General features: G+C 24.4%; 8 protein-coding genes and 3 tRNA genes. 2 read left to right on the forward strand and 9 right to left on the reverse strand.

Features of this window, described 5'->3' with window-relative positions; translation table 4 throughout:
• Window position 1 precedes the first annotated feature (1 nt).
• The 4 genes from NX772_RS02830 to NX772_RS02845 all read right to left on the reverse strand — a co-directional run bounded on the left by NX772_RS02830 (window position 2) and on the right by NX772_RS02845 (window position 4,222).
• A complete protein-coding gene (locus tag NX772_RS02830) occupies window positions 2–1,666 on the reverse strand; it encodes an alpha-amylase family glycosyl hydrolase (protein WP_240532000.1) in 1,665 nt (554 codons plus the stop codon).
• Window positions 1,667–1,845: 179 nt separating this feature from the next.
• Entirely contained in the window at window positions 1,846–3,888 is a 2,043-nt protein-coding gene (locus tag NX772_RS02835; protein WP_051542128.1) for an alpha-amylase family glycosyl hydrolase, read from the reverse strand.
• 167 nt (window positions 3,889–4,055) lie between these two features.
• A tRNA-Lys gene (locus tag NX772_RS02840) sits at window positions 4,056–4,131 on the reverse strand.
• 4 nt (window positions 4,132–4,135) lie between these two features.
• Window positions 4,136–4,222: transfer RNA gene (locus NX772_RS02845), tRNA-Leu, on the reverse strand.
• 134 nt (window positions 4,223–4,356) lie between these two features.
• Here NX772_RS02845 and NX772_RS02850 point away from each other — a divergent pair.
• Window positions 4,357–4,869 (forward strand): dUTP diphosphatase, encoded by a 513-nt coding sequence (locus tag NX772_RS02850; protein ID WP_051542096.1) that lies wholly within the window; start codon window positions 4,357–4,359, stop codon window positions 4,867–4,869.
• A gap of 26 nt (window positions 4,870–4,895) precedes the next feature.
• Window positions 4,896–4,972 (forward strand) — tRNA-Arg (locus NX772_RS02855).
• 36 nt (window positions 4,973–5,008) lie between these two features.
• Here NX772_RS02855 and NX772_RS02860 read toward each other — a convergent pair.
• The 5 genes from NX772_RS02860 to NX772_RS02880 form a co-directional block, all read right to left on the reverse strand.
• Window positions 5,009–5,740: a class I SAM-dependent methyltransferase gene (locus NX772_RS02860; RefSeq protein ID WP_240532001.1), complete on the reverse strand. Its 732-nt coding sequence runs from the start codon at window positions 5,738–5,740 to the stop codon at window positions 5,009–5,011.
• Window positions 5,730–7,193, reverse strand: coding sequence for an LppA-related lipoprotein (locus NX772_RS02865; protein ID WP_027123050.1), 1,464 nt, complete (start codon window positions 7,191–7,193; stop codon window positions 5,730–5,732). The genes NX772_RS02860 and NX772_RS02865 overlap by 11 nt, the downstream gene beginning before the upstream one ends.
• 75 nt (window positions 7,194–7,268) lie before the next feature.
• Window positions 7,269–8,201, reverse strand: a complete 933-nt coding sequence (locus tag NX772_RS02870; protein ID WP_027123051.1) for an ABC transporter permease — start codon at window positions 8,199–8,201, stop codon at window positions 7,269–7,271.
• A 1-nt stretch (window position 8,202) separates the two neighbouring features.
• Window positions 8,203–10,092, reverse strand: a complete 1,890-nt coding sequence (locus NX772_RS02875) for an ABC transporter permease subunit (protein WP_027123052.1) — start codon at window positions 10,090–10,092, stop codon at window positions 8,203–8,205.
• Window positions 10,085–11,641, reverse strand: coding sequence for an ABC transporter ATP-binding protein (locus NX772_RS02880; RefSeq protein WP_036449951.1), 1,557 nt, complete (start codon window positions 11,639–11,641; stop codon window positions 10,085–10,087). Before NX772_RS02880 ends, NX772_RS02875 begins: the two co-directional genes overlap by 8 nt.
• Between the last annotated feature and the right edge of the window lie 37 nt (window positions 11,642–11,678).

Raw genomic sequence — 11,678 nt, forward strand, 5'->3', positions numbered from 1 at the left:
TTTATTTTTCTAAAAACATTATAGACTGATAAGGTCTTAAAATGTTTTCAATTCCTTTCTTATCAGAGTAAGTATTAAGTAAAATTTCTCTATTATTAAATGAATCTATTGTTTTTTCTTTATTAGTAAGATTTATTAATGAAACTATTTTTTGATCATTACTAAATCTAGTAACTTTTATAACTTCGTTTTCTAATAATTCCATCTGTGCTTCTCCATCAATTAAAACTGAAGAGAATTTTTTTCTTAATTTAATTATATTTTTATAAAAGTTCAATATAGAATCTTCTTTTCTTTCTTGTTCTTCAACAGAAGAATTTAAATAATATCCAGATTTTTTAATTCAAGTTTTTTTACCTTCATTAAAACCGAAGTTTTCTTTTTTATTTCAAACCATAGGAATTCTAGAGTTATCTCTACTATTAATATTATGGAATCTTGTCATTTCTTGTTCAGTATATTTTTTCTTTTCATCCACAAAAATTCTATAAGCATTTAAAGCATCTACATCTCTAAAATCTTTTCTAGAGTGGAAAATTGGATTTTTTAAACCTATTTCCTCTCCATATAGAACTGTTTGAATTCCTTTAAGACTAAATTGATATAAAGCTAATGATTTTGCTGATTCTTCTCAAAATAATTTTTCATCTCCTCATCTAGAAATTGATCTAGCTGTATCATGGGATGACATAAAGTTCGTAATCATATAATTTTTAATTTCTTTATTGTTTTGGTATTCTAAAATAGCCGGATTTGCAAAGTCACTAATTTTTCAATTTGCATCATAACCATTTCTTCCTGTTTCTTTTCCTCAACCAATTCATCAAGAACCAAAATTATAAAAATTATCTGCGATTTTATCTTTTCCTTGAGCATATTTTAACACTGTATTTGGTTGAATTCCTGAAGCTTCACCAATAAAAAATACATCTTTTTTAGTTTCGTAAATTTTGTTTTCAAATTTTTGAAGATACTCAACCATTTTAGAACCAAATGAATGAGAAAAGTTTCCATTATTTGTTTCTTTGTGTACGTGTTGTATAGCATCTAGTCTAAAACCTCTTACTCCAAGGTTATATCAAAAATCTATTACATCAACCATTGCGTCAATTGTAAAATCAGATTCTCAATTTAAATCAACTTGTTCTTTAGCAAACAAGTGGAAATAGTATTTATTTAATGAAGGCACATATTCTCAAGCACTTCCACCAAAAATAGATTCTTCATCTCCTGGTTTATCTGTTCAAATATAATAATTATGTTCTTTATTTTTTTCAGATTCAATTGCTTTTAAAAATCATTGATGTTTATTAGAAGTATGATTTAAAACAATGTCCATTATAATTTCTATATTTCTTTTTTTCGCTTCTTCTACTAAAAATTTAAAATCTTCTATTGTTCCAAAGGTGGATCATATTTTTTTATAATCTAATACATCATATCCAGCATCAGCAAATTCCGTTTCATATACAGGACATAATCAAATTGCATCAATTCCTAGATTTTCTAAATAATCTAATTTAGAAATTATCCCTCTAAGATCTCCGTTCCCGTCATTATTAGAATCTTTAAAAGATCTTGGGAAAATTTGATATATAACTTTATTTGCTCAATTTAGTATATTTTCTTTCATTATAACCTCAATATCATTAATATTAATATTCATTTTTATGAATATATTTTAATGCAAAAAAAAATTTTTTTTATAAAAATAGTGAAAAAAACGAAAATGCTATGCTTATCATTTGTTATAACATATTTTTACTTGACTGCCTTAAAATGTGTTGTTTTATCAATATTCTAAAAAAGCGTAGAAAAAAGTTGCCAAGGCAACTTCTTATTAAATTATTTTTCTAAAAAAATTATTGATGTATGTGCTGGTATTATTTGTTCTTTGATTTCTTCTTTTGTTATAGCTCTAGAACTTATTTTTATTTTTAGATTTTTATAGTCAAAATCATTGACTGCAAAATTATTAAAATTATGTGCAACGTAAATTTTATCGTTTTTATCAATTATAGAATAAACTACAAAATTACTTTTAATCGATATGAATTTAACTTTTTTATTTATTTCTTTTGTTGTCTTTAGTCTGAAAAAGTTTGTAGAATTTCTAAACTTAAAAAGTTTTTTAGTAAACTCGAAAACTTTATTTTTTATTTCATCATTTGATAAATGATTTCATTTCATTCCATTAGTATAATCTGTAGTTTTATAAGAATTGTCTACAACTGATTCATTTTTATCAATACTTAAATTGTTTTCCTCATTTAATATATTTAAAAACCTATTATCATGTTGACCACTTAAATCTGTTGGTTTTGTTTGTAATAATTCTGTACCAGCTAAAATTAATTGTCTTCCTTGGGAAGTTATTTGCATCATTAAAGCTTGGTTATTTAAAGCGATATTTTCTTCAAATTTTTCTTCTGAAGTAACTGCTATTTTATCTCATAAAGTAAAACCATCATGACAGGCTGCATATTGTAATGAAATATTTGGTTCATTAGCAAAAACATTGTAATTATTTATTTTAATGAAATCACTTGTTGGGTAATTATATTCTTTCACATTTCCAACTATAGATACTAAAAAATCTCCATAATTGTCATAATTACCTTGAATTAACCCTTTTTGATTTTCTTCAATACTATCAGAACCTTTAATAGAATTTCTAATAGTATCATTAAAATAAGCAAATTTTATATCATTATCATTTGTTCCTTTAGTAAAAGAATTTTCAAAATCTAAATCACTAAAAGGTCATGCTTCACCATGTAAAATAATATTTTTATTTATCTTTTTCAATTCTTTGTGCGCCAATAATAAGGTGTCTTTATCGGTGAATGTGGACAAATCAAATCTAAAACCATCTACTCCAAAATATTTTGCAAAATAAACTAAAGAATCAATTATCATTTTTCTTACCATTCTAGCTTCAGAATTAATAGCAGGATCGGAAACTGGAGTTATTTCACTATTATTTCTAAAATAATAATTAGGCGCTATAGATTCAAATAGTTGATTAGTCATCATGTGGTTAAACACAACATCCATAATGATACCTATGCCATTTTTATGAGCTTCATTTACAAAATTTTTAAATTCTCTAATTCTAATACTTCCTTCTGTAGGATCGGATGAATATCATCCAGCAATTGAAAAATAGTTTAGAGGGTCATAGCCTCAATTATAATTAGTGGTTCACCCTGAACCTTGACCTTTATTTAAAATTTTTAATTTTTTATCATTTAAAGTATAAATAGATTGAATTGGTAATAATTGTAAATGAGTAATATTTAAATCTTTTAAGTATTTAAAAATATTGTTTTCTAGTGCCGCATTAAATGTTCCTAATCTGTTTTGGAAGTTTTTTTGATCTAATAAAGAAGTAAAATCTCTGATATGTAATTCATATATCAAAGGATCAACTCCATTATCTCATTTACTTTTTAAAGGGATATTAGGAATATCTTTTGTTAATATTTTTTCTCAGTCTACAATAACAGATAAAGGGATTTTATTAGTTTTTCCTTCTCAATCAAATGGCGCAAAAGCTTTTGAATATGGATCTATAACATATTCAAAAGGGAAATTTTTCTTTCTCTTTACCTTAAATAAATAATAGTAACCTTCATAAATTTCAGAAACTTTTACTGTTCATAAATCATTATATTGCTTAAAACTATATGTTGCTAGTCTTTGCATTTTATCATCTTTGGCAAAAATATCTATATAAACTTCTTCAACATCTGGAATTCAAAATCTAAAGTAAAAAAAATTATTTTTTTTGCTAATTCCTAAATTACTAATTTTATTAGCTAGTTTATAATCTAATCTGTCTACATTTTTAAAAACATCTTCATAATTTCCTTTATATTTATACATTCAAAACCTCTCTTTTCTATATAATAATTTACCACAAAAAAAATCTTTTTTCTCAAAAAAGAAAAGTCTGTATATATTTTTTGTTATAACAAATCTATAATCAATAATATTATTAGCAATTAAAATAAAAAAATACCCATAAGGGTATTTTGGACAATTTCTTGAAATGGTACGCCCTAGAGGATTCGAACCTCTGACCCAATGGTTAAAAGCCATTTGCTCTACCTTCTGAGCTAAGGGCGCATACTGGTGCTCGAGACTGGACTTGAACCAGCACGGTATTGCTACCGAGGGATTTTAAGTCCCTTGCGTCTACCTATTCCGCCACTCGAGCGAGTGCTTAATGTAACTAAATAATTATAATATTTTTTTTAAAAAAACAAAATATTTTTTTTATTTTTTTAAAAATTATTTTTTAATCACTTTAACAAAAATATTTTACATTATTTTTTTAAAAAATAAAATAAAATGTATAATAAAAATATGAATTTTGTAAAAATATTTGAATTCCAAAAAGAACTGGATAAAAAATTTGAAGACGCTAGAATTGAAAGAAAAATGTCAAAAGACAAATTCGACTGAAAATTACAAATTTCTTTAGCAATAATTGTTGAAATTGCTGAATTTGCAAATGAATTACAATCATTTAAATTTTGAAAAAACAATAAAAATATAGATAAAAACAAATTATTGGAAGAGTGAGCTGATATTATACATTTTCTTAGTTCTTGCGCTAATTTTTTAAATTTAGAACCTTTAATTGAACCACAAGTTTTTTCTAAAGATATTAATTTACAACTACAAGAAGTTTTTCAATCTTCTATAATATTTCAAAAACATTTTAATAAAGAGAGTTTAAAAAAATTGTATTCCTTAATTTTAGGTTTTTTAGACATTCTTGAAATAAACGAAAATCAACTAACTGATGCATATTTTAAAAAGGCGGAAATAAATTTAAAAAGAATTCATGATAAATATTAAAAATATGGTAAAATATATTCCGGTATGGTTCCGTAGCTCAGCTGGATAGAGCACAAGCCTTCTAAGCTTGTTGTCAGAGGTTCGAATCCTCTCGGGATCGCCATTTTTTTATTTCTTTTTTTTAATTTTATATAAAAAACTACTTTTTAACAATTCAAAAAGTAGTGTTATCTGATATTTCTTTTACTAGTTTATTTTCTTGGAAGTTTTTATCTCTATTTACTATATCTAATATTTTAAAATTTTTACTTGTTAGAATTGTCACTAATTCTTCTTTAGAATATAAATGTAAAAAATCGCAGACATAATCTTCATTTACAAAAATAAAATCACCATACTTTTCAAAAATAAATTCACTAGAACATTTTTCTAAACTATTTTTATAATATTTTAAATATTCAATTTCTTCACGATCATGTGCTGTAAAAATAAAAATACCATCTTCTTTTAATAACCTAAAAATTTCTTCTAAAGCTTTTAAGCGAAATTTTTCTGATGGAATCCCTGTTCAGCCATTAAAGGAAAAAAGAATATAATCAAAGCTTTTATCTTTAAATGGTAATTCTGTCGCATCTCCTACTTGAAAAAGTATATTTTTATTTAAATTTAAATTTATTTTTTTTGCTTCTTCAATCATTCTAAAAGAAATATCAACACCTACAATGTTTTTATATCCTAGTTCAAAAATTCCGAATGTGGTTCTTCCTAGGCCACAACCTAAATCTAAAATTTGTCCATCTTTATTTACAAAATATTTATTAATTAAACTTTTCTCGGAATTCCACAACTTTACATTATCAAAGTCTTTTTTATATCTTTTTATTGTTTTTTCTTCTAAAAAAACTTTTTTATTATTTTTATTATAAATCATTAATTTTTACTCTTATAAACTCTTTAGTTCATTCTATTTCTTCAGCAGAAGAATGAGAAGAGGTAAAATCACTAATTGTAGAAGAAACATAAGGGAGGAAAGAAAAATCCACATCTACAATAAGTTCATTTTCATCACTATTGTCTTTTTTTGATATATAGAAACGAATGTTTTTTATTAAATTAGAACTTAATGTTGTTACAAAAGGATAAATACTTTGCTTGTCTTTTCTACCTATCAATTTACTTATTCTTGTATCGTTATCAATTCAATTATATACTTCATCATTTTCACCAGAAAAAATATTTACTAATAATTTATTAAAAATTGCATTCTTTAAAATATTAATCTTTTCTCTAATTATTTTATCTGTAACTTCAAATTTTTCTTCATTAGATGCTAATTTGTTAATTTCTGATTCTAATACATCTTTTATTCTTATTTTTTTAATAGCTTCTTTTTTTTCTATTAAAAGCATATAAAAATCAATTATTGTAGGTAATATTTTTTGATTTTCATCTCTTTTAAATTTTTTAAAACCTGAAAAATTAAAAACTTTTCTTTTTTCATCATTTATTCCTTTTTCTTGATCTGATAATCTAAAAATGGAAACTTCAATACTTAATGTACCCTCTAAATCATTAGCTTTAGCACCACTTATTTTATAATTGAATTTAAGTTCATCATCACTTAATTCTTTATCAGTTCTTTCGAAAAAGAAATTTCTTAAAATTAAAGGGGTTAAATTAATCCCAGAATTAGGTCTAAAAAGTTCTTCTAAAAATTCTCTATTTATCAAATTATCATAGTTTATAATAGTCTCATTTTCATCCTGACTTCTATTTTGTAGATCAGTAAATAAACTAGAATTCGAATTAAAAACCAACATACTTGCTACAAAAGAAGGGAAAAGTTTGCTAATATTACTTTCTTTTATGTTTTTTTGAATTAAAAGATTGTCTCTTTCATCAATATTTTCTTTGTCTTTGACAAGAAATCCTGATAAAGTAATTTTAAATACTTTATTTTTATTATTTTTGACAAAAACTAATTTAATATTTTTTATTAATCCATTTTTATTATCAATATTATTAAAATCATCATCAAAACTCGCTTGAATTTCAAACTCTTCTCAAATACTTGGTTTAATCTTAATAAATCCAATTAATGTATTTTGATTATTCTTTATTTTTTCATAAAAAGATAAAGCGTCATGATCTTTATAAAAATCAACAACTTCAAGTTTAGTATCAAAATTTTCTAAAGATTTAAAATCATTAGTTTCTAGTTTATTCTCTGAAGTATTAACATTATCTGAATCGCTATTATTTTTATTATTTAAATTATTATTTTCTATTTTTTTATCACCAACTTGATTATTACATGATATTAAACTTAAAGGTGTAAAAAATGAATTCAGTAGAATATTAAAATAAAATATCTTTTTTTTCATAATTACGAATTTTATCATTTATTTTATTTTTCTTATAAAAAATAACAAAAAACAAGCACTATTTAGTGCTTGAAATTAACGTTTGGATTTATCATAAGGTTGCCCAACCGCGGCTGGAGCAATTGATTTTTTAGAAGTAAAAATTAAAATAAATATTGTAAATACAAAAGGAACTGCTATTAATAAATCACCATATGTTTTAATTGAATGTAATGCCGCTTCTTGTGTTCCTTGTAAATATAAAGCGGATCCGTAAATCGCAGAAAACACAAAACCAATTATTAATATTCATTGTGGTTTTCATTGTCCCATAATTAAAATGGTTAATGCTAAGAATCCAAATCCTTCTGCTGAACCTCCAAATACTAATCCTTTTCATTGATAGAATATACCACCAGCTATTCCTGCTAGTATTCCAGAAATAATAACTCCTTGTCATTTGTAAGAATTAACATTAATCCCAGCAACGTCAGCAGCTTGTGGATTTTCACCTATTGATTTTAATCTTAATCCTCATTTAGTTTTATATAAAAGAATTATTATTGCAACAAATGCAATTATGATGAAAAGACTTTTTAATGATACTAAGTTTAATAAATCACTGTTAAAATTTTGAGATAATGACAATTCATTTGTATATTTATTGAATCTATTTCCATCACCTAATAATTTTAATAAGAAAATACTAATAGCTGGAGCTAGTAAATTAATTGCAACCCCAGAAATGATGTGATCTCCTTTTAACTTTATAGTTACAAAACCATGTAACATAGAAAATAAACCAGTGATTGAGGCTGATATTATAAATAAAGGTATTTGCATTCAAGGGCTTTTTATTTTTAATAAATGATTAAAAAGTCCATAGAATGTAGCACCAATGATTATCATCCCTTCTATTCCGATATTAACTATTCCTACTCTTTCGCTAAACATACCAGAAAGAGCTGCAAAAGAAAGAATTATGAAAGAAATAATTGAAAGCATTAATATTCCAATAAAAATTTGCATATTAATTTACCTCCATTTTTAATCATTGATAGTCTTTTTTAATATTTGATACTATCATTTCTTTTTCTTTATTATAGTTTGATTTTAATTCAATTTTATTTGCTTTATATTGATCTTTTCAAACTTTAAGATCATAAAATCCACTTTCAGATAATTGTTTATTAACTTCTCTTCTTTTATCTGATATTTCTTTAAATAATTCAACTTTTTGTTCATCTGTCATTTCTTTATTATTTAAAGATTTTTTGAAAAAGTCTGCTTTTAAAGATTCTTTTAATTCTTTTCATAATGGTTCGTTTTCTTTATTGGATAGTTTAATAACTTTTATAGAAAGTTTATTATTTTTAGCCATTATTTTTTTGCTAATTCAATATGCTTTAAAAATACTTACTTTATGTTCTTTAGAAAGAAGTTGTAATTTATTAATAAATTGAGTATTTATTAATAATATTTTTTCTAAATATTTAATATCATTAGTTTTATTTAAATTTTCGTTAAATTGATAATTAGTTATAAAATCATTAAGATGATTTTTATAATTTTTTTGTTCTTTTTCTAAAAGAGCCTCTTTGTTAAAATGTTTTTCTTTTAAATGTTTAATATGTTTATCTAAAACTACTAATCTTTCTTTTCATAAAACCTTTTGAGCTTCATCTTTTGTAGTCTTAATTAATTTCACAATGTTTTTTCTAGTTTTTAAATATCCTTCAATTTCTTTTGTTTCTCTGAAAAATATTTTACTTTTATATAAAAAGTATACTTTAAATGCTTTTTGAATAGGTCTTATTTTCGTAAATACAACTGAAATAGCTGCTAAGTAAATAATAATACCCGAAATCATTTGTACAGCTTGCGCATCTAGCTTAGGGTTAATAAGTTGTAAAGTGTTTGACCCTGTTGTTAGAAAAGCATAAAAAATTGACGTAAATATTATTCCAATCGGAGAGTTAAAAGCAAGTAAAGAAATTGCAATAGAATCAAAACCAATTGGTTCTGGAGATATATCTATTGACATTTTATTTTGTGAATATGTATATCATAAAAATCCTGCTATTCCAGCTAATAATCCTGAAATAGCCATAATAGAAATAATTAATGTTTTTTCGTTTGTTCCAGAATATTTAGAAGCATTTTTATTAAATCCGGTCATTTTAATTTTATAACCAATTGATGTTTTTTTAATAATAAATCAAACTAAAACGGCAAAAATTATAGCCATTACAACTATTAAAATTGCAAATCCTGTTGTTGTAAAAAAACTATTTGAAAAAACAATTTGTTTTGTTGTTGGTCTATCGACACTACCACTAGGTGTTTCAAATCTATATCCATTTGTTCCGTTTAATAATTGTTTAGAAATATAAAAAACTATTCAATTTAAAAGGATTGTTGTAATAACTTCGTTAATATTAAAATAAGCTTTTAATAACCCTGCTATTAAACCAACTAATAAAGCTGATAAAATTCCTGCTAGAAATCCTACTAGCATAGATATAGCAGTAACTTCTATGGTATTTTTTGTAATTGTCCCTAAATAACTCATGACAACAATGGAAACTATACCCGATGCCATCATTTGACCAGGTATACCAATGTTAAACATAGATGATTTAAATCCGACACCAACAGCGACCGAACTAAAAATAAATACAGATATTATAATTAAAAATTTATATACGAAATATTGACTTAAAGAAGATCTAACTATTTCAGAATAGACTTGAAAAGGGTTAGATCCCAATGAAGAAATAAAAATAGAAGCTATTAAAATTCCGATAACTAAAGCTCAAAGTGAACTAAATATTTTTTTTCTAGCTGATACATTTTCTTCTTCAAAAAAGAAATTAGAAAATTTTTTAAACATAGAAATATTTGTTTTTATTTTATTCATGTTTTACTCCTGCCATTAATAGTCCAATTTCGTTTCTTGTTATATTTTTAACATCTCTTTTTTCTGAAATCTGTCCTTTGTTAATAACAACAACAGAATCAGCTAATGCGAATATTTCATCTAATTCATAGGAAATTAATAGAATAATTTTTCCTGCTTTTTTCTCTTCTAATATTTTGTTATGAATTATGTTGATAGCTCCAACATCAAGCCCCCTTGTTGGTTGAACAATAATTATAAAATCATGTTCAGTTAGCATTTCCCTTCCAACAATAGCTTTTTGTTGATTTCCACCTGATAAAGATCTGGCTTTAGATTTTCCATCTCTACCACCACGAACATCATATTTTTCTTCAATTTCTTTGTAAAATTTATTTATTTCTTTTGTAGATAGTACACTAAATTTATTAAACGTTTTATCATCTAATCTTCTGATAATTGAGTTTTCAGATATATTAAAATCTAATACTAGACCATATTTATGTCTATCTCCTGGAATATAAGAAATTCCTTCTTTTTTCTTTTTATGAACAGATAATTTTGTAATATCTTTTTCTGTAATATTTCCTTCATTATCTTTTTTATAAAATATAACTTTACCATTTGTAGGTTTTAATAAACCAGAAGCTACAAACTCTATTTCTTCTTGACCATTTCCTTCAACTCCAGCAATAGCCAAAATTTCGCCACGATTTATAGTAAAAGAAACGTCTTGAATTCCTTTTAAATGTTTAGCGGAAACGTTTTGAAACTCAATTCCTTTTTCTTCTTCTAAATTGTTTTCAAAAGAATTTTTTGGCATCACAACTTTTTTACCAACCATAGCTTCTGATATTTCACTAATGGATACATTTTCTAAAGAATCGAAATGTCCTACCACTTCACCATGTCTAATAACAGTTGCTTCATCAGAAACAGATTTAACTTCATTTAGCTTATGAGAAATAAAAATTATCGTTTTTCCACTTTCTCTAAATATTTTCATAGTTTCTAATAAACCATCAATTTCTTGAGGATTTAAAACAGCTGTAGGTTCATCAAAAACTAAAATTTCCGCATCTCTATAAAGCATTTTCATTATTTCAACTTTTTGCTGAGTAGAAACCGTAGCATCACCTGTTTTTTGATTTAAATCAAAATTTAAATTATATTTTTTTTGTATTGTTTCAATTTTTTGTCTAGCTATTTTTTTATCTAAAAATCCTTTATGAGTAAATTCACTACCTAAAATAATATTTTCTAAGTTTGTATAAGCATCAACCAATTTAAAATGTTGATGAACCATACCAATCCCTAAGTCTGTAGCCTGATTAGGATCTTTTATATACATACTATGTCCGTTGATTTTGATCTGGCCACTTGTAGGAGTATATAAACCAAAAAGTATAGACATTAAAGTACTTTTTCCAGCACCATTTTCACCAATTAAAGCATGAACAGTACCTTTTTTAATAGTTATATTAATATTTTTATTAGCTATTATTGATCCAAATTGCTTTGTAATATTAATAAACTCTATAGCATTTTCTTTTGTTTTTATATTTTCCATGTTTCTCTTTTCAATTACACTAAATATAAATAATTAA

The organism is Mesomycoplasma molare, from assembly GCF_024918955.1.
GTDB lineage: Bacteria > Bacillota_I > Bacilli_A > Mycoplasmatales > Metamycoplasmataceae > Mesomycoplasma_A > Mesomycoplasma_A molare.